Source organism: Cognatitamlana onchidii, from assembly GCF_004804355.1.
Classification (GTDB): Bacteria; Bacteroidota; Bacteroidia; order Flavobacteriales; family Flavobacteriaceae; genus Cognatitamlana; species Cognatitamlana onchidii.
Genome location: NZ_SRWZ01000001.1, coordinates 408,780 through 429,762 on the forward strand (window position 1 = coordinate 408,780; position 20,983 = coordinate 429,762).

Genomic DNA, 20,983 nt, shown 5'->3' on the forward strand with positions numbered 1-20,983 from the left:
AAGGAAAACTAACTATTAACCTAACCAACCATACAGATTAGCTTTCCTTCTATAAATAAACAACACATTATTTCGCCTTTGTAAGGACTAAAATCCGCTCTATTATTCCGTTAGAATTAATATCTTTTAACTCAACTTTATTAGGTGTAATCTCTTTAATTATCCATCTATGACGCAATTCGCTAAACGGTTCGTTTTGAGTTCTAAAGTTTAACCCTAAATAAAGACCTTCATTCCTATAAGAAACCCAAGACCCTAAATAATTATTACCTTCACCTTCTGCAAATACTTTTCCGTTGTGGTTAAACCCAATTACATATCCGTTGTAATTCTCTGTTTCATCCATATCTTGGTCTATGTATGAAGTAACAATCCATGCTCCATTTACAAGAACTCTTGTAATGTAATCAACATCCTCATCTGGACACATTCTCTTTAAAACCATTTGATTATTTTCATTCGATAATTTAATTAATCCAGGTTCAAGGAAATTTATTACCCAAGCCAATCTTAAATCTGGTCTGCCCTCTAAATTAATTTTTAAAATTGCTCCAACAGGGCTTAAGCCTATCTCATAAGTTCCTTCTACTAGCTCTCCATTTACTCTTAGTTTAACAACATCGTTTTCATAAAACTTAAAGGGTGTGCCAATATATTCCTTTTCATTATCTACACCATTAATATTTAGCCTTGTTATACGCCATAAGCACTCTTGTAAGTAATTTTTAATTCGCTCTTTAGTGATATCAATTACAACATCACAATTCTTCTTCATAATAATACGGTTTCCTCCTACTTCGAATAGTTTGATTTTTCCGTATTCAATATCATGAACAATCCACTCTAATGTAAAATCAGCTAAAGTTTCAAATTTCATTTTTAGAAGCGCTCCTCTGTCTGTTACACGTGTATTCCATGTTCCTGTTAAGACATCACCTCCTCTTGCTCGCATAGTTACAACGCCTTCTTTCATAAAGTTTAAGGCATACTCCTTATATTCTGGCGTATTGTCTTGATTACTTCTCATAAACTCATGAACAACCCAAGGGCAAATTTTCAAATAATTATCCAGTCGCTCTTTGGTAAAATCGTCGTCACCGTAATCATTATCGTCATCTTCATCACAAGCATCTTTAGCAGCTTCAATAGTGCGTTCTAATTGAATGTTATTGTCTACCTCAACAGTAGTTTCGTCTGCATAAACTAGAGTTACAGGAAAATTTAAACTAGCAAAAACTTCTCTAGCTCTTACTCTTCTAATAAAGCGGTGCAACTGCCTATCACTTTCTATACTAATTACATTTACAACTTGAAAATCGGCATTGTATACAGAAAACGAAATAGGATATTGAAAATCTATACACTCTATGTCGTCATCTTCTTCATTTTCTCCTTTACATTCTGCTGCCAACTCCTCCAAAGCCAGACGGTTTTCAAGGACCACCTCAGAGTGATCTGCTAATATTACGGTAATCGGAAAAATAATATCTAAGGTATCCTCATCATCATCAAATTCTTTAAAAATAGCTTCAATCAGAGCAAAGTCTTCCTCAGAATCGATTATAACTTCAAGGCCTTTAACAACAACGGTTACAGGCAATTCTACAGATAAACAACTGGCTCGATCAATAATATTATCGTTAGACCCATCCATTATTGAGGCAGAACTCATAAGGGAAGTCAAGGTAGATTCGGCAACAAGGGCTTCACTTTCTTGCGGTTCGGTAACTTCGATCACCTCGTCCTGACAAGACGTAAAGAATAACAGGGCAATAAAAGGCAATAACATTAAGATTCTTAGTTTAGTCTTCATAGTACTTAATTTTGGGTTAAACATAGCTTTTATTAATGAAACAGTTTAACTTTAAAATTTCCTACCCTCTTATTTCATTTTTTTTATTTTAGTGCAGTTAACTACTATACCATAATGCAGAAACAGCTCCATGATAACATTTGCGAGGAACATATATTTTCCTCCATATTTAATAAGCATGCCAAAGATTTGTATAACTTTTTGCACTATAAATTTGGCGATTTACTGAATCCAAAAGATAAGGTACAAGAAGCTTTTATAAAACTATGGGAAAACTGCTCTAAAATTCCCCCGAATAAGGCTAAGAGTTTTGTCTTTACAACTGCTAACAATTTAATGCTAAACGAAGTCGCACATCAAAAAGTAGTTTTAAAACATCAACAAACTAAACAAAAGACTGCTACAAACGAAAGCCCTGAGTTTTTAATGCAAGAGTCAGAATACCGTGATAAGCTTCAAAAAGCACTCGAAAATTTAACTGAAGCACAACGTGTAGCTTTTATGATGAACAGGGTTGAAGGCAAACGTTTTAAAGAAATAGCCGAATTATTAAATATATCAACTAAAGCTGTTGAAAAACGCATTTATGGAGCCTTAGAAAAACTTAGAAAAGATATCAAGGAGCTTTAACCAACAACAATTGAAATTATTTTTAATCTTGAGGTAGGAAAAAATAAAAGTTAACTGTTATATAATTGAATAACGAATCATGAAGAGAGAAGAACTCATATCGAAATGGTTGGATAACAACTTAACAAATCAAGAGCTGGAAGCTTTTAAAAAGCTTGAAGACTATAATGATTTAGTTAGGTTAAACAACAACATGAAAGCTTTTAAAGCAGATAGCTATGATACGCCTAAGGAATTAGAGCATGTTTTAGTTCGTATTAAGCACAAGAACCAGACCCGCAAAAATTGGATTAAACCATTTTTGCGAGTGGCTGCTTTAATAGCCATATGCTTTGGCTTGTATTATTATACTACCAAAATAGACACCAGTGTTTCAACCGAATTTGCTCAAAAAACAACTGTTAAATTACCAGATGCATCAAATGTGTCTTTAAATTCAAAATCTGTTATATCATTTAATGAGAACCAATGGAAACAAGATAGAATTGTAAAACTTGAAGGAGAAGCCTTCTTTAAAGTTGCTAAGGGTTCATCATTTAAAGTAAAGACACCAGCAGGTACCGTTACAGTTTACGGAACCGAGTTTAATGTGAAGCAAAGAGAAAACTACTTTGAAGTTATTTGCTACGAAGGGCTAGTTGGGGTTAGCTACAAAAATCAGGAAACAAAATTAAAACCTGGAGATGGTTTTTTAATTCTTGATGGGAAACAAATTGCAAAGGAAAAAGAAAACCGCAGCATGCCTTCGTGGTTAAATAACTCAAGTGTATTTAAAAGTTTACCATTTAAAACGGTTATTGCTGAATTTGAAAGGCAATATAACGTTGAAGTAACTTTAATTGGCATAGATTCTAACCAATTGTTTTCTGGTAGTTTTGCTCATGATAATATTGAATTGGCGCTAAAATCTATTTCCCTACCATTACATGCTACTTATAGTAAAACCAATCGTACTATTATCTTAAAGCGTGAAGATTAAGGAGATATTTTACTTGATTTTATCTCTTTTTTTACTTAATGTTTCCTTTTTAAAAGCACAAGGCATTAGTAAAGAAAAGCAATCACTTGTTTCAATTTTAAAGACGGTTGAAGAACGATATAATGTTAGTTTTTCTTTTGCTGACCAAACCATTAAAAATAAATTCTGCACCCCAGTGAGTGAGGATTTTTCTCTTCCAGAAGCTATAGAATTTCTTGAAACTCAAACAAACTTAGAGTACGAAATATTAAACAATAGCTTTATAATAGTTAGGGCTCCAAAAAAAAAGAAAACCTCATTTTCAATACAAAATCTAGAAGAAGTTGTTATTACAAATTATTTAACAACTGGCATTACAAAACTGAACAACGGTTCAATAAAAATAAAGCCACAAACACTCGGAATTTTACCTGGCCTTATAGAACCAGATGTTTTACAAACTATTCAAGCAATTCCAGGTGTTTTGAGTGCTGATGAAACGGTTTCAAACATCAATGTTCGAGGAGGCACACACGACCAAAACCTAATACTCTGGGATGGCATAAAGATGTATCAATCAGGACATTTCTTTGGCTTAATATCTGCCTTTAACCCTTATACAACCAATGAGGTAAATGTATACAAAAACGGTACCCCTTCAAGATTTGGTGATGGCGTTTCTAGTGTTATTGACATGTACCTACCAAACGAATTAGATAACCAGTTTAATGCAGGGCTAGGCTTTAATTTAATTAATATTGATGGGCATGCTAAAGTACCGCTTTCAAAAAAAACAGAATTACAAATTTCTGCACGCCGCTCAATTACAGACCTGATAAACACCGTTACATTTAAACAATACTCGAAACGCATTTTTCAAGATTCAGATTTAACATCATCAAGAAGCAACAATTCTATATCCCAAAACGAAAACTTCTATTTCTATGATATCTCGGCCAAGTTTCTATATGACATTACGAAAAATGATAAAATAAGAATTCATTTCTTCAATGTAGATAACAATTTAGATTATGATGAACTATCTACAGTTAACAATCAAGAAGAAGCTTTAAATAGTAAATTATCGCAACGAAGCACTGCTGGAGGAATAACATATCTTAGAAATTGGAACAGAAAACTAACGAGCTCATTTCAAATGTATATTTCCAATTATGACTTAGATGCTACCAATTTTAACATTAATAACAATCAACGATTAATTCAGGAAAATGAAGTTTATGATGGTTCTGCAAAACTAGACTTTAACTATACATTTAATCATCAAATGACAATAAGCGGCGGATATCAATTCTCTGAAATTGGTATAAGTAATTTGGCCGATATTAATAATCCGCCTTTTAGAAGTTATATAAAAGAGGTTATTATAAGTCATGCAGGGTATGCAGAAGTTCACTTCTTATCCAATAACGCCAAATCGAAGTTAAATTTTGGTACCAGATTAAACGTTTTTCCAAAATTTAGCAAAACCCTTATCGAGCCAAGACTCGGTTTTAGTCAACGTTTTTTGAATAATTTTAGGTTTGAAGTTTTAGGTGAATACAAAAATCAAACAACATCACAGATTATAGATCGACAAAATGATTTTCTGGGCATAGAAAAACGCAGGTGGGTTTTAGCAAACAATAGTGATATTCCTATAATTAAAAGTAAACAACTAGCAACAGGCATTCATTTTAATAAAAATAATTGGCTTTTGAGTGCAGAAGGGTACATTAAAAAAGTTGATGGTATTACCACAAGAAGTCAAGGGTTTCAAAACCAATATCAATTTGTAAACCATGTGGGAAGCTATAATATTAAAGGCATTGACATTCTTATAAACAAACAGTTTAGCAGTATATTTCACAGCTGGTTATCCTATTCTTACAGTGTTAACAATTACATATTTGACGCTTTAAACAATAGTAATTCATTTCCCAACAATGTGGATATAAGACATATTCTTACGGCAGCAGGCACTTATACCTATAACCAGTTTAAACTGGCTGCTGGCTTGAACTATCATACAGGAAAACCAACTACAACAATAAACGAAAACAATAATTCCTCAAATAATTCCATACTGTTTAATACCCCCAATGGTGAACGCCTTCCCGATTACCTGAGGGTTGACTGTTCTGCCACATATAAGTTTAATATATCTAATAAAACGCATGCTATTGTAGGGGCATCTATTTGGAATTTACTCAATAAAAGAAATGTATTAAATAGTTATTACACATTAGATCGTGAAAACAACGTAAACAAGGTTGAAAATGAGTCACTTGGCCTCACTCCAAATGTAAGTTTTAGAGTACAATTTTAGATTAAATGTCGTTTTTCATCGTTCATTAACTTGCGATTAGTGAAAAACATGCAAATACAAGCACTCCACCTGTTCTTTTTTATATTTTACTCAAAAATTACAATATGGCGTCCCTTAATCCACTTGGTTCAGACTTAGATTTGCGAAAAGCTAAGCATCTACTCAGGCGTGCTAGTTTTCAATTTACAAAAGAACAGCTAAATACTTTTGTGGGGATGTCTGCTACCGATGCCGTTAACAGCTTAACAACAGCAGCTCCTAACACCTTATTAGCACCATACGACCCATTACCCATTGAATCTCCTGACGGGTTTTGGACGTCTTCACCTGAACTACCAAACTCATTTGAAGGTCAGAATAGAAAACGCGCTCACGTAACTGCTTGGTGGTGGCATAACGCTATGCAGCAAACCAGTTTAAAACATAAATTGTCTTTCTTTTTACACACCAGTTTTGTGGTTGGAAAGGATACTGGCGTTGGAGCAGCCACCTATTTTTTCGACCATATTAACTTGTTGGACTTTTATGCTTTTGGGAACCTTAAAACTTTAGCGAAAAAGATCACTTTTGATAATGGTATGCTTGATTATTTAGATAATACTCAAAACAATAAAAATAACCCGAATGAAAATTATGCACGAGAATATTTAGAATTGTTTACCATTTTAAAAGGAGAACAAATTGGACCAGATAATTATACTAATTATACTGAAATAGATATTCAACAAGCAGCAAAAGTATTCTCTGGCATTAAAAAAAGACCTGAGAGAACTGATATTGATCCAGACACCAATATCCCCATGGGGTACATTAATATTGATCAACATAATACAGATGACAAAACATTTAGCAGTGCTTTTGGAAATCAAGTAATTTCAGGAAAAAGTACAGAGCTTGAAATATTTGAAGAATTGGATGCTTTTGTTGAAATGGTTTTTGCTCAACCAGAAACAGCCAAGGCCTATTGCAGAAAACTATACAGATATTTTGTAAAGAGTCAATGGAATGAAGAGGTTGAAACAGATATTATTACGCCGCTTGCCGATATACTCATAGCAAATAATTATGAGATATTACCAGTTGTAACCACACTACTTTCTAGCGAACACTTTTATGATGCCGACGACAGTAATGCAACCGACAACATAATTGGAAGCATTATTAAAAGCCCTCTACAATTACTTTCGGAAGTTTGTTCCATGTTTGAAATTGAATATCCCGATCCAAGTACAGAAGCCTTACTCTATTACAGAGATTTTTTCCTTTATTTTCTCCACAACAGATATTTCCCAGCTTCAGGAATGGGCTTATTTAACCCAGATGAAGTTGCCGGCTACCCAGCATATTATCAGTTACCAGGGTACGACAGAAACTGGTTTTCATCAAACACCATCATTGGACGTTACAAATTAATAGAAAGTTTGATTGAAGGGAAAAATACCATAATTGGAGGAAGAAATATTTACGCCCAGTTAGACTCGGCTAAATTTGTAAAGAATAAGATTACTGATGCGTCCGATCCCAATTTACTCATTACTCAAATAGCGGATCTATTATACCCAGAAAGTATTGACACAGACAGAACAAATTACTTTAAAAGTTTTTTAATTGATGAAGGGTTTCCTGACTATTATTGGACCAAGGCTTGGGAAAAATATATAAACACAAATGACGACTCCACAGTAAGAACACGTTTAAATGCTTTGATTATTGCTATGGTTAATGCCGCTGAATTCCAATTAATGTAGGGTTTTAAATTCCTATTAAAATTAAACTCATGAAAAGAAGAGATTTTATAAAATTATCATCCGCAGCCTCGGCAATTGCCTTAACCCCTTTTGAATTGCAAGCGGCAATAAAATCATTCATGCCATATGCTAATTGCCCTGATATTTCAAATAGAAAGTTAGTACTTATTAATCTAGCTGGAGCTAACGATGGACTAAATACCATTGTTCCTTTAAACCAGTACGACATTTATAGTAATTTAAGACCCACTATTAAGGTACCAATAACGGGGGTCAACAAATACATAAGCTTAGATAGAACTTTACCAGATAACCAACAAATAGGGCTAAACCCTGCTCTTACTGGGCTTAAATCAATATACGATAAAGGTTGGCTAAGAATCATGCAGTCGGTAGGTTATCCGTCGCAAAATAAAAGTCATTTTAAATCAACTGACTTATACTTAACAGGGAACGACGGAAACAGTCTTTTAAATGGATCAGACACAGGATGGTTAGGTCGATTTATGGAATTATACTATGCAGATTTGATTGTTGAAAATTACCCTCTTGCTGTAGAAATTGGTTCAAACAAAACATCATTAGGGTTTCATGCTGAAGAAGCGCATGGGCTATCATTAAACATTTCTGGGCAGGATCCTGCCGGTTTCTATTCTGTTTTGAGCGGACTAGGAGGTGTTCCTCCGCTGAACATTCCAGATTCTGATTATGGCAAACAATTGGAGTATTTAACCAATACAGATGCCTTGTCTAACACCTATGCAGAATCTATTTCCAAAGCTTTCAATTCTGGAAAAAATGACACAAGTTATCCTGATTCGGATTTAGCTAATCAGCTTAAAACTGTGGCACGCTTGATAAGTGGTGATTTAGGCTCAAAAATATATATGGTTAGAATTTCTGGTTTTGACACACACAATGCCCAGGTTCAGGGTCCAGGGGAAGCCATAGGAAAGCACCATAGTTTACTTACAGATCTTGCTGAAAGTATGGAGGCATTTATAGATGACATGAATAGCCAGAACTTATCTGATAATGTGGTTGGACTTACCTTTTCAGAATTTGGTAGAAAAGCGGCCGAAAATGGCAATTTAGGTACAGATCATGGTGAAATAGCTCCTATGTTTGTTTTTGGAAAACCAGTTGAAGGTGGGGTTTCTGGCACAAACCCAGATTTAACAGAGGCCACAAGTTCGAACAACTTTCAAATACAAACAGTTCAATATGACTACAGGCAAACATTTACTACCTTGCTGCAAAACTATCTTGGTGCCGATGATAGTATTATTGATGCCACGTTTTTTAACCATACTGTAAACGACAGTTTTGTTAATTTAAAAATAGACGATTTATTAAAATCTGAGTTTGATATATCTAAAGGTTGTGTTGCAAGCACAAAAAACCCATTAGAAGCACATAAAAACTGGTTAGTATATCCTAATCCTTTTCAGGATATTGTTAATATTACTGGTATTGCAGCTGTTGAAACCCTCTCATTTAGAGTTTATAATGCTTCAGGGCTTTTATTATTAAACAAAACCGAAGCCCTAGTTGATGGCAAAGTAACCTTAAATCTATATAACTTTAGTAGCGGTGTTTATTTTTTTGAAATGCTTTCAGGGAGCCATAAAGAAATTCATAAAGTTGTTAAGATATAGTTTTATGATCTCTTACCAAAACTTTCAAGTTTATTCACAATCGAAATAAAGTTTATGAAGGCAACACAAACAATTTGGACGCTACTTATTAGTGCTATTATAGCATCTTCATGTCATTATGATATAGACGATATAACCGAAAACACCGGTTTAATAGATCCTGTTAGCCATGAGAATATTGAAAACAGATGGTGGATATTGACTCACAAAAACTACGAAGCGCCAGGGATTTATCTTTATAATGAAACTACCCAAAGCATAGAATTACAGTTAGATCTCCCAGAAAACCTTGAATCTCCGCATGCTTTAGCTTATGATGGCGAATATTTATGGGTTGGCGGAGCAGGTGACAACGAATCCATCTATCAACTTGATGCGGAAAATGGTAGCATAATTTCTGAAATAAAGAATATTACCACAGAAGGCATTACTGCGCAGGATGAATTTCTCTACTATTCAAACGATAAAATAATCCATAAGATAAATAAGGACGGAACCTTTATTGAAGAAATACCAACCAAAAACTCATCATATAATATTCCAGACATAGCCATTGATGGCAACCATTTATATTACTTACGCTATTCTGAACAAGATCCTGTTATAAAAATAGGTCTATCAGACAAAAGAGAAAGCAAAATAGCTTTAACAGAAAGCACGGGTACCTATTGCTTGACAATTTATAATAACGAAATAATCACCGTAAATGCTTTTAATGAAATAAATCGTTTTAATCTAGAAACTGGTGTGTTTATCTCAACCCAACCTACACTAATTAAAGGATGGATAACAGCAATTGAGCCTTACTATACATATTAAAATCTGTAATGCTTGCTCTCAATAAAATTAATGCTAAATAACACTTATTTTACTATTTGTAGCTTACGATAATACATTCTATTTAAAAAATTGAACGCTTCAAACAAACAAAATTTTCACGCTCAACTTACATTCGTTCGGGAACTTGGATGCCAAGCAAGTTAAATGCACTCTTAATGGTATTGGCTACAATTTTCGATAACTTTACGCGAAACGCTTTTTCAATACCTGTATCTGCCCCCAAGATAGATACATTCTGGTAAAATGAATTAAACTCCTTTACCAAATCATAGGTGTAATTGGCAATTAATGCAGGGCTATGATTTTCTGCAGCATTTTGCACTACTTCTGGAAAAAGTTGCAATTGCTTTAATAGTGCTTTCTCTTTTTGATGTAACTCCAACTCACTAAAACCATCAAATTCACTAATATCCGCTTTTCTTAAAATAGATTGAATCCTGGCGTAGGTATATTGAATAAACGGCCCTGTATTTCCTTGGAAATCAATAGACTCTTTAGGATCAAAAAGAATACGCTTTTTAGGATCCACTTTTAAGATATAATACTTTAAAGCCCCTAAGCCAATAGTTTTATAGAGTTCCTTTTTTTCAGCTTCAGAATAGCCATCAAGCTTTCCTAACTCCTCAGAGATTTCTTCAGCGGTACTTGCCATATCTTCTATTAAATCATCGGCATCAACAACAGTTCCCTCGCGACTCTTCATTTTACCACTTGGCAAATCTACCATACCATAGCTTAAATGATACAAATTTTTAGCCCATTCGAAACCTAGCTTTTTCAGAATCAAAAACAGCACCTGAAAATGATAATCCTGCTCATTCCCAACAGTATATACCATCCCACCTACATCTGGATAATCTTTTATTCGTTGGATAGCAGTTCCTATATCTTGAGTCATATAAACTGCGGTTCCATCAGCCCTTTGAACAATCTTTTTATCTAGACCTTCTTCGGTTAAATCGCACCAAACAGATCCATCATCTTCTTTGTGAAAAACTCCTGTTTTTAAACCCTCTGCAACAAACGCCTTACCCAACAAGTAGGTTTTACTTTCATAATACAAAGCATCAAAATCAACTCCTAAATTAGCGTATGTTTCATTAAAACCCTGGTACACCCAATTGTTCATTTTCGTCCAAAGCTCGACAACTCCTTTATCTCCAGACTCCCATTTACGAAGCATATCCTGAGCTTCAAGTAATAAAGGCGCATTCTTCTTTGCCTCTTCTTCGCTGCTTCCTTCAGAAACAAGGACTTCAATCTGTTTTTTGTATTCTTGATCAAATTTAACATAATAGTTCCCTACCAGTTTATCTCCTTTTAAACCAGTACTTTCGGGAGTTTCTTCATTCCCAAACTTTTCCCAAGCCAACATACTTTTACATATATGTATACCCCTATCATTAATAATTTGGGTTTTATACACCTTTTTACCTGAAGCTTTCAATATTTCAGAAACGCTATATCCTAAAAGGTTATTCCTAATATGTCCTAGGTGCAATGGTTTATTTGTATTTGGAGAAGAATATTCAACCATTATAGCTTTATTATTTGGGTCTGGCTCTAATATCCCATAAGTAGCACTGTCCTTAATAGCATTAAAAAATTCCAAATAATATACATCACTTATTTCAACGTTTAAAAATCCTTTAACGACATTAAAGGCTTTTACCTCATCTACGTTTTGCACCAAATAGTCTCCAATAGTTTCTCCAATTTGAACAGGGTTTCCTTTTATAAAACGTAGCATTGGGAAAATGACAATAGTAATATCACCATTAAACTCTTTCCTTGTTGCCTGAAATTCTATGGTCTCAATATTAACATTAAATCCTATTTTTACGGCGTGTTTTAAGTGGTTAGATAGAGTATCCTGGAGGGTCATTTTCTAAAAGATTTTAAGGCAGCAAAGATAATAAGATTTTTAAGTTTTAATAACTTTCCGCAAAAACTTAAAGTTCTAAAACATTGTATATCTATAGGTTAAAAAACTATACAAAAAACAAATTAAAACCACGTGTATTTCGTCGAAAAACATGCTTTTTTTCTATGATTTTTACCGTTCGTCTATTCGTCGGTTTTTTTGAAATTATACCTAATTCCTTTCGTCTAATTTATTGGTATTAAAACCCAAAAATTAGATTTTAAAAGCCCTTTTTTCAACTTTTGTGATGTATTGCTATTACTTCCATTTTTGGAAAAATTAAACCAACTAACAGTTACAGCTAATTAAAGCTGTCTTATTTTCCCTCAACTTAAGACTCCCAAAGGCTTTGTTACTGCTGTAATGTAGAAGTTATATGAGGAAAATAATTACTTTGGTAATGCTGTTGTGTATGTCTTTTGGTTTTACCCAAACCAACGAGATAGATAGTCTTGCATTAGAATTAGCTTTCCAAAATCAGGATTCCATAAAAGTTGACACCTCCTTAAAGCTTATTGAGTCACTATATCATATTCATGAGTTTGAAAGAGCGATGAAGTATATTATTGAAATTGAAAAACTTTCAAACACTTTAGGATATAAAAAGGGCATTGCCAAAATAGCTTACTTCAAATCTTTAATATACGCACAAAAAGGGGATTATATTAATGCAATTAATGGCTACGAGAAATCAAAAAATCTTTTTAATTCATTAAATGACACCTTACATGTTGCCAAGGTTAATAATAGTATTGGGCTAATTGAGTTAAATCGCGGTAATTTTGAAGCAGGGCTTAGATATTCTTTACGGGCCTTAGATGTTCTTAAAAACACACATCATAAAGATGAGCTCAATCTTGCATATTCTAACTTAGCGCATGCTTGTTATAATATTAAAGCTTATGATCAGGCTATAGATTTCTATGAAAAAGCATTGCTAGTTCAAGAAGCCTTAAATGACTCGAAAGGCATATATGAGTCTAGCAGCAAGTTAGCAGAGCTATATTCAAATAAAAAAGAGCATAGAAAAGCTATCGACTTTTACCAAAAAGTATTGGCAAGTACTGAATCGTCTGAAAATGACTCTATCAGAGGTTATACTTACACCAAATTAGGGAGTGAGTATCTACAATTTAACGACTATAATAAAGCTACTAAATACCTGATAGACGGCTATAATCTTAATACGAGAATAAAAAACAAGTCTGGTTTATTAATAGCATTGAATGGGTTGGGGGACTTGAATATGCAACAAGGACGGTATAGAATAGCTGAAAAGCAACTTCTCAATGCTGGAGAGTTAGCTAAAACTCTAAATAACAAAAAAGAGTTGTTAAGACATTATAAATTGATGAAATCTCTAGATTCCATACGTAAACGTTTTGACAGAGCTTTTGTATGGCAACGCGAATATTATGAATTAAATAACAGTCTTAAGAAAAAAGAAAATCCAGTTATTACATCCAAACTAATTACCCCATTTGATCTAAAGCCCACTCCTAATAAGACTGGACTTGGTCAAATTCAAAAAATTAAAAAAGAAGCTGATAACAAAAAAGACCTAATTGAAACAAATAAACAGTTTGACAAATTTAAAATTATTTTCTATGGTTTATTGGCTGCCTTAGCAATTGTGTCTACTTTTCTCGTGCTTATATATTTAAAACGAAACAACAATATTAAATATATGCAAGAACTTGAGGAGAAGAATATTAAAATCGAGCTTCAGAATGAAGCTTTCCTCGAACAGACCAAGCATTTAGAGAATGTTAACAATGTAAAAGACAAATTGTTTTCTATTGTCTCTCATGACTTAAAAGATTCTCTTTCCTCCATAAATGGATTTATAGATTTGTTAAAAGACGGTTCATTATCAAGAGAAGAATTTGATAATCTTATTCCTGAGCTAAGTGAAAACGCCAACAACGCATCACTATTATTGTTTAACCTGTTAAACTGGTCTAAATCTCAGATGCAATCTCTTGAACCAAAACCAAGTTTATTTGATATTCAGGAAGTTTTTGAAAGTAAACTAAAACTTGTAGAGCAACGCATGGAAAACAAAGGGATAACCTTAGTTGACCATTCTCTGAGAGATTTTGCCTATGCGGACAGAAGTATGTTTGAAATTGTTATTCAAAACCTATTAGCCAATGCTTTAAAGTTTTGCAAAGCAGGAGATACTATTACGGTTTCAAATCATATTAGCAATGGAAGTTGTATTGTTAGTGTTGCAGATACAGGTATCGGTATTTCCAAACAAAATTTAGATAAGTTATTTAAAAGTAGTTCTTTTTCTACCGTTGGAACGAATAACGAAAAAGGCACAGGTTTAGGTCTTTCCATATGTAAGGAATTGGTCGAGTTAAACAATGGAAAAATCTGGGTTGAAAGCACACAAGGTGTTGGTAGTACCTTCTACGTACAGTTACCAAAATCAAGACCTTCAGAATAATCTAAAAGTTGTTATAGTTAATCAACTTTTTTAGGCAAGAAAACTTCTGCCATCATACACCTGGCACTTCCTCCACCACAAACCTCGATAGTATTTAAAGAGCTTGACAATATTTTTGTGTGCTTCTTTAAAGTATTAATTTGCGATTGTGATAACGAATTATATGCAGCCTGACTCATTATTAAATAAAGCTCACCATTACCTCCTTTTACCTGCAACATATTACCAGCAAAATTATTGACTTGATTTTCTGTGATATCAATAATTTCCTTGCCATCTTCCTTTAAGTGCTTAATAACATTTTTTCTTTCTTTCTTATTATCAATACTAGCCAAACAAATAACGGCAAACGTTTCGCCTACACACATCATAACATTGGTATGATAAATGGGTTTACGCTTATTATTTACCGTTTGATTTGAAATAAAAACCACTGGCGTAAATTCAAAATCTTCACAAAATTCAATGAACAAATCTTCATCTGCCCTTGGAGACAGCGCACAATAAGCTTTCCTGTTAATTCTATCTAATATAAGACTCCCTGTTCCTTCTAAAAAAACACCTTCTGCCTCGGCACTTGTATAATCTACAATGTTATTAATAACAAAGCCATTTCCCTCAAGGGTTTCTAAAATATCTTCTCTACGCTCCAAACGTCTGTTCTCTGCAAACATGGGATATAAGCCAACATCTCCATTTTCGTGAAAGGACACCCAATTATTCGGGAAAATAGAATCGGGCGTATCGAACTCTTTACTATCATCAACCACTATAACATTTACTCCAATACTGCGCAGTTTAGCAACATAATCATCAAATTCTTGCTGTGCTTTCAAATTAACGGTCTCTGGCATAGTATTATCTAATTGTTTTTGATAATAATTATTAACAGCCGTTTGTTCATTCATCCTGAAATTTATAGGACGTATCATCAAAATACTATTGGTAGTTTGTTGCATTTTTGTAAAAAATTAATCTCTTATTAAAGGCAAGGTTGAACATCGTAGTAATCCTTCCTGTTTAGCTATTTCTGAATAAGTTACTTCCTCAACAGTAAACCCTTGCGCTCTCAACCATTTATTTAATCTAATAAAATTTCTTTCAGAAATAACGACATCTTCAGAAATGGAAAAAATGTTACTATTCATGTCGTACATTTCATCCTTAGTAATTTCAAAAATGTTTTCCTTACCAAAGAAATTAACTAGCCATTCATACTCACTTTCAATTAGAAAACCATTTTTATGAATAATTGCCTTTCCTCTCCCTATAGGTTGAAAACAACAATCTAAATGTAACGCATTATTTTTAGGATCTGTATTTGATTTTCTAAGCTCGAATGATTTTACCGTTTTATTTGGAAACAACTTCTGAATAGCAATTACGGCATTTATATTTGTCCTTGCCGTAATTAAACTGGCATAATCCTCTCCTGTATAGGTCCCAATAAAAACATAGTCGTTCCAAGGCATTACATCGCCTCCTTCTACATGGCAGTCTTCCGGTAAAATAATGCGCTTATCTTCAGCTACCTGATTCCATATATAGTCTATAGCATGGACTTCTTCTTCGCGGTGCGGCAAAATATTGGCTTCAATCATGATATCATCAATAACAAAAGCGATATCTCTTGAAAATATTTGGTTACAATTTTTTATAACCTCAGGTCTGTAAACCTTAACGTCATACCTCTCAAAAACTTTAGCAACCGCTTCCATTTCGGCAACCATATCTTTCTCTTTGGGGTAAGTGCCCGCTAAAATATGTTCTATACTCTTAGGGTCATAGCATTCTTCAACTTTAGGAGTCGGACCATTACTTATAGCAGTGCCTAAAACAACTGCTCTTAATCTAGAAGTTTCGTTCTTAACATGTACCTTCAACATATATAAATGATAAAAATTACAATCAATAAAGGTGCTAAACTACGTATAAAAAGAGTTAAGCATTGTATTATTCTTAAAAAAACGAAAATAAAACAAAAAAGCTTCATGAAAAACACATGAAGCTTAATAATTATTTAAAATAAGATGGTATTATCTTTCTTCGACTGGTACAAACTTTCGCTCTGTAGCGCCAATATATATTTGTCTAGGTCTGCCTATTGGCTCCTTACGTAAACGCATTTCTCTCCATTGTGCAATCCATCCTGGCAAACGACCTATAGCAAACATAACCGTAAACATCTCGGTTGGTATTCCCATAGCTCTGTAAATAATACCCGAATAAAAATCTACATTTGGATATAATTTTCTATCTACGAAATAAGAATCCTCCAAAGCTTCTTTTTCTAAACCTTTGGCTATTTCCAAAATAGGATCATCTATTCCTAAGTCGTGCAACACCTGATCGGCAGCTTTTTTAATAATTTTTGCGCGTGGATCGAAGTTTTTATAAACACGGTGACCAAAGCCCATTAATCTAAATGGGTCATTTTTATCTTTTGCCTTAGCCATATACTTTTTAGTATCTCCTCCATCTGCTTGAATGGCTTCAAGCATTTCTAGTACGGCTTGGTTTGCCCCTCCGTGAAGGGGTCCCCATAAAGCTGAAATTCCTGCAGAAAGGGATGCAAATAAACCAGCATGAGATGAACCTACAATTCTAACAGTAGAAGTAGAACAGTTTTGCTCATGATCTGCATGTAAAATTAATAATTTGTCTAAAGCATCTACTAACACTGGGTTTTGAACATAACAGCTGTTTGGTCTTGAAAACATCATTTTTAAAATATTTTCAACATAACCAAGAGAATTATCCCCATAATCTAAGGGTTGCCCTTGCTTCTTGCGCATAGTCCAAGCTACTAGCACAGGCATTTTTCCTAGTATTCTTACTACAGACTTATACATATCTTCCTCAGAATCTACATTTACTGAAGATGGATTAAAGGCTGTTAGTGCACTGGTTAACGACGAAATAACTCCCATAGGGTGCGCAGCCTTTGGAAAGGCATCTAAAATCTTTTTGATATCCTCATCTACCGCAGATTCTGCTTTGATATCATCATGAAACTTATCATTCTGTTCTTTGGTAGGTAACTCACCAAAAATTAACAAATACGCCACTTCTAAAAAATCAACTTTTTCAGCTAATTCTGCAATATCATAACCTCTATATCTTAAAATACCTTTTTCACCATCTAAGAAGGTTATTGCACTCTCACAAGAACCTGTGTTTTTGTAACCAGAATCTAAAGTGATTACGCCTCCAGTACTTGCTCTAAGTTTAGAAATGTCAATTGCAATTTCATTCTCTGTTCCTTCAATTAATGGAAACTCATATTTTTTATCATCAATCTCGATAGTAGCTGTATTTGCCATATGCTTATTTAGTGAATTTATGTTTTTTTTGCGGAACGCTAAATTACGAAATATCACCTTATTTTTAAAGATTATTCCGAATGATTTAATCAATTAACAAATTGTTATAATTGATAGCAAATAAAAAAGCGATTATTAAAAAATAATCGCTTTTTCTATTAAAATCTAATTGACTCTTTACTTTATTTTAAAAGCATTTTCTTGTGGAAAATAAGCAACTTCCCCAAGCTCCTCTTCTATACGAAGCAACTGGTTATATTTTGCCATACGGTCACTACGAGAAGCCGATCCAGTTTTTATTTGACCACAATTTAATGCAACTGCTAAATCTGCAATTGTATTATCTTCAGTTTCACCAGAACGGTGAGACATAACAGAAGTATAGCCAGCATTTTTCGCCATGTTTACTGCGGCAATAGTTTCTGTTAAAGACCCTATTTGGTTTACTTTAATTAAGATAGAGTTTGCAATACCTTCTTCAATACCTCTTGATAAACGCTCAACATTGGTTACAAATAAATCATCTCCTACCAACTGTACTTTATCTCCAACTAATTCTGTTAAGTAGGCCCATCCTTCCCAGTCATTTTCATCCATTCCATCTTCAATAGAAATGATTGGGTATTTAGATACTAAATCTGCAAGGTACTCTGCTTGTTCTTTAGAAGTTCTTACAACTCCAGAATCACCTTCAAATTTTTTGTAATCGTATTTACCGTCTGCATAGAACTCTGCAGAAGCACAATCTAATGCAATCTTAACTTCATCACCAAATTTGTATCCAGCATTCTCAACAGCCTTAGCGATCGTGTCTAATGCGTCTTCTGTTCCTCCTTCTAAGTTAGGAGCAAAGCCACCCTCATCTCCAACAGCAGTACTTAAATTTCTATCGTGCAATACTTTTTTAAGATTATGGAAAATCTCAGTACCCATTTGCATAGCATGTGTAAAAGTTTTTGCTTTAACAGGCATAATCATAAACTCTTGAAAAGCAATTGGTGCATCACTGTGAGACCCTCCATTAATAATATTCATCATCGGAACAGGCAGTGTATTAGCAGAAACACCACCTACGTAACGATAAAGTGGCATATTTAATTCGTTTGCAGCAGCTTTTGCTACAGCTAGTGACACTCCCAAAATAGCATTGGCACCTAATTTTGATTTATTTGGAGTACCATCTAAATCAATCATTATCTTATCTATAAGGTTTTGTTCAAAAACAGACACTCCAAGTAATTCTTCTGCAATTACTGTATTTACATTTTCTACAGCTTTTAAAACAGCTTTCCCCATGTATGCATCTCCACCATCACGCAACTCAACAGCCTCGTGTTCTCCTGTTGATGCTCCTGACGGTACAGCAGCTCTTCCTAATATATTGTTTTCAGTTACTACATCTACTTCAACTGTTGGATTTCCTCTTGAATCCAAAATTTGTCTTGCGTGAACGTTAATTATTACACTCATAATGCTTTATTTTTAAATCTTATAAATTACTTCAAATTTACGGCTAAATCTTCTTTATTCTTAGATGTTTTAATAGAAATTAACAAAATAACATCTATAACGTTTTAGTGAAAGAAAACCCCAATTATAGCCGATTATAATTGAGGTTAGCGTTATATTTTATTTTTTGATATTCTCAATAAATTGATCAAAAAGATATGACGAATCATGTGGTCCAGGACTTGCCTCTGGATGGTATTGTACAGAGAATACATTTTTATTTTTCATAGCTAATCCTGCTACGGTATTATCGTTTAAATGCACATGGGTTATTTCTAATTCAGGATTGGCTTCAGCCTCTTCTCTGTTAACAGCAAAACCGTGATTTTGAGACGTTATTTCTCCCTTACCGGTAATCATATTTTTTACCGGATGATTAATACCCCTGTGTCCGTTATGCATTTTATATGTTGAAATACCATTAGCTCTGGCTATCACTTGGTGTCCAAGACAAATACCGAACAATGGTAAATCTCTTTTAATTATTTCTTTAGCGACTTCTTGCGCCTCTACTAACGGTTCTGGGTCTCCAGGGCCATTAGATAAAAAGTAGCCATCTGGTTTAAATGCCTCTAAATCTTCAAACTTAGAATTGTATGGAAATACTTTTATGTAAGCATCTCTACTAGCAATATTTCTTAAAATATTCTTTTTAATACCAATATCCAACGCTGCCACTTTATAGGTAGCCTTTTCATCACCAAAATAGTATGGTTCTTTTGTAGACACCTTAGAAGCCAATTCCAACCCTTCCATATTAGGCACTTCTGCTAGTTGTTTTTTTAAGCCTTCAATATTATCTACATCCGTAGAAATAACAGCATTCATGGCGCCGTTATCTCTAATATAACTTACTAAAGCTCTAGTATCAACATCGGAAATAGCTAAAAGATTATTCTTATCTAAAAAGTTTTCTAGCGAATCATCTGCAGCATCTCTAGAATACTCATAACTAAAATTCTTTACAATAAGACCAGCAATCTTAATAGAATCTGACTCTACCTCATTCTCATTAGTTCCATAATTCCCAATATGTGCATTGGTAGCCACCATAAGCTGTCCATAATATGATGGGTCTGTAAAAATCTCTTGGTAACCAGTCATTCCTGTATTAAAACAAACCTCTCCAAAAGAAGTTCCTTGTTTGTTACCAACTGCCTTACCCCAGAAAATAGTACCATCTGCAAGAAGAACGATGGCTTTTTGTCTTTTTTGATATTTCATTCTAAAAAAAAGTTTTACAAAATTGCATAAAAAAAAGGATAAACTAAAATAGTTTATCCTTTATATGTTAAATGCTTATTAACATTTATTCCTCTTCGTTTGAAGCTTGAGTTTCAACAGGAGCAGCAGCCACAGATTTAGCACCACCTCTTCTACTTCTTCTTGTTGTTTTCTTCTTCGCTTTACCAGCATTGTAGATTTCGTTGTAATCAACCAACTCTATCATTGCCATATCAGCATTATCACCTAAACGATTTCCTAATTTAATAATTCTAGTATAACCACCTGGTCTGTCACCTACTTTTACAGCCACATCTCTAAACAATTCAGTAACAGCATCTTTCTGTCTTAGATTAGCCATCACAATTCTTCTATTGTGCGTCGTATCAGTTTTTGATTTAGTAATCATTGGCTCAACAAATTGCTTCAATGCCTTTGCTTTTGCAACTGTTGTATTAATACGCTTATGCTCAATTAATGAACATGCCATATTAGCTAACATTGCTTTTCTGTGAGCTGTTTTTCTACCTAAATGGTTTACTTTTTTTCCGTGTCTCATGACCTTTGTTTTATCA

15 protein-coding genes are annotated in these 20,983 nt (G+C 33.8%); 7 read left to right on the plus strand and 8 right to left on the minus strand.

Translation table 11 applies throughout. The annotated features are described in order from the left end of the window. Positions 1-67 precede the first annotated feature (67 nt). Positions 68-1,813, minus strand: a complete 1,746-nt coding sequence (locus E5D58_RS01915) for a hypothetical protein (RefSeq protein ID WP_136480136.1) — start codon at positions 1,811-1,813, stop codon at positions 68-70. Between the two features lie 114 nt (positions 1,814-1,927). On the opposite strand from E5D58_RS01915, the gene E5D58_RS01920 reads away from it, so the two are divergent. The 6 genes from E5D58_RS01920 to E5D58_RS01945 all read left to right on the plus strand — a co-directional run bounded on the left by E5D58_RS01920 (position 1,928) and on the right by E5D58_RS01945 (position 9,952). After that, positions 1,928-2,443 carry an RNA polymerase sigma factor gene (locus tag E5D58_RS01920; protein WP_136480137.1) on the plus strand — a complete coding sequence of 172 codons (516 nt, stop codon included), beginning with the start codon at positions 1,928-1,930 and terminating at the stop codon, positions 2,441-2,443. 79 nt (positions 2,444-2,522) lie between these two features. After that, a complete protein-coding gene (locus E5D58_RS01925) occupies positions 2,523-3,422 on the plus strand; it encodes a FecR family protein (protein WP_136480138.1) in 900 nt (299 codons plus the stop codon). A gap of 13 nt (positions 3,423-3,435) precedes the next feature. Further along, positions 3,436-5,727, plus strand: coding sequence for a FecR domain-containing protein (locus E5D58_RS01930; protein WP_235835819.1), 2,292 nt, complete (start codon positions 3,436-3,438; stop codon positions 5,725-5,727). 104 nt (positions 5,728-5,831) lie between these two features. Then, the gene (locus E5D58_RS01935) at positions 5,832-7,475 is read left to right on the plus strand and encodes a DUF1800 family protein (RefSeq protein WP_136480139.1); all 1,644 of its coding nucleotides are present in this window, start codon (positions 5,832-5,834) and stop codon (positions 7,473-7,475) included. A gap of 29 nt (positions 7,476-7,504) precedes the next feature. Then, positions 7,505-9,133, plus strand: coding sequence for a DUF1501 domain-containing protein (locus tag E5D58_RS01940; protein WP_136480140.1), 1,629 nt, complete (start codon positions 7,505-7,507; stop codon positions 9,131-9,133). A gap of 54 nt (positions 9,134-9,187) precedes the next feature. Continuing rightward, on the plus strand, positions 9,188-9,952 hold the full coding sequence (locus tag E5D58_RS01945; protein WP_136480141.1) for a YncE family protein: 765 nt from the start codon (positions 9,188-9,190) through the stop codon (positions 9,950-9,952). Between the two features lie 127 nt (positions 9,953-10,079). Here the strand turns inward: E5D58_RS01945 and argS are convergent, their stop codons facing one another. Next, entirely contained in the window at positions 10,080-11,858 is a 1,779-nt protein-coding gene (gene argS, locus E5D58_RS01950; RefSeq protein WP_136480142.1) for an arginine--tRNA ligase, read from the minus strand. Between the two features lie 415 nt (positions 11,859-12,273). On the opposite strand from argS, the gene E5D58_RS01955 reads away from it, so the two are divergent. Further along, positions 12,274-14,352 carry a tetratricopeptide repeat-containing sensor histidine kinase gene (locus E5D58_RS01955; protein ID WP_168796608.1) on the plus strand — a complete coding sequence of 693 codons (2,079 nt, stop codon included), beginning with the start codon at positions 12,274-12,276 and terminating at the stop codon, positions 14,350-14,352. A gap of 17 nt (positions 14,353-14,369) precedes the next feature. Here the strand turns inward: E5D58_RS01955 and ctlX are convergent, their stop codons facing one another. From ctlX to rplQ, 6 genes are all read right to left on the minus strand, one after another. Then, positions 14,370-15,311: a citrulline utilization hydrolase CtlX gene (gene ctlX, locus E5D58_RS01960; protein ID WP_136480143.1), complete on the minus strand. Its 942-nt coding sequence runs from the start codon at positions 15,309-15,311 to the stop codon at positions 14,370-14,372. Positions 15,312-15,323: 12 nt separating this feature from the next. Then, the gene (locus tag E5D58_RS01965) at positions 15,324-16,238 is read right to left on the minus strand and encodes a dimethylarginine dimethylaminohydrolase family protein (protein ID WP_136480144.1); all 915 of its coding nucleotides are present in this window, start codon (positions 16,236-16,238) and stop codon (positions 15,324-15,326) included. 150 nt (positions 16,239-16,388) lie between these two features. Continuing rightward, positions 16,389-17,675, minus strand: coding sequence for a citrate synthase (locus tag E5D58_RS01970; RefSeq protein ID WP_136480145.1), 1,287 nt, complete (start codon positions 17,673-17,675; stop codon positions 16,389-16,391). A gap of 177 nt (positions 17,676-17,852) precedes the next feature. Beyond that, positions 17,853-19,145, minus strand: coding sequence for a phosphopyruvate hydratase (gene eno / locus E5D58_RS01975; RefSeq protein ID WP_136480146.1), 1,293 nt, complete (start codon positions 19,143-19,145; stop codon positions 17,853-17,855). A gap of 159 nt (positions 19,146-19,304) precedes the next feature. After that, a complete protein-coding gene (gene carA, locus E5D58_RS01980; protein ID WP_136480147.1) occupies positions 19,305-20,408 on the minus strand; it encodes a glutamine-hydrolyzing carbamoyl-phosphate synthase small subunit in 1,104 nt (367 codons plus the stop codon). An 85-nt stretch (positions 20,409-20,493) separates the two neighbouring features. After that, positions 20,494-20,967, minus strand: coding sequence for a 50S ribosomal protein L17 (gene rplQ, locus E5D58_RS01985; protein ID WP_136480148.1), 474 nt, complete (start codon positions 20,965-20,967; stop codon positions 20,494-20,496). Positions 20,968-20,983: the final 16 nt, after the last annotated feature.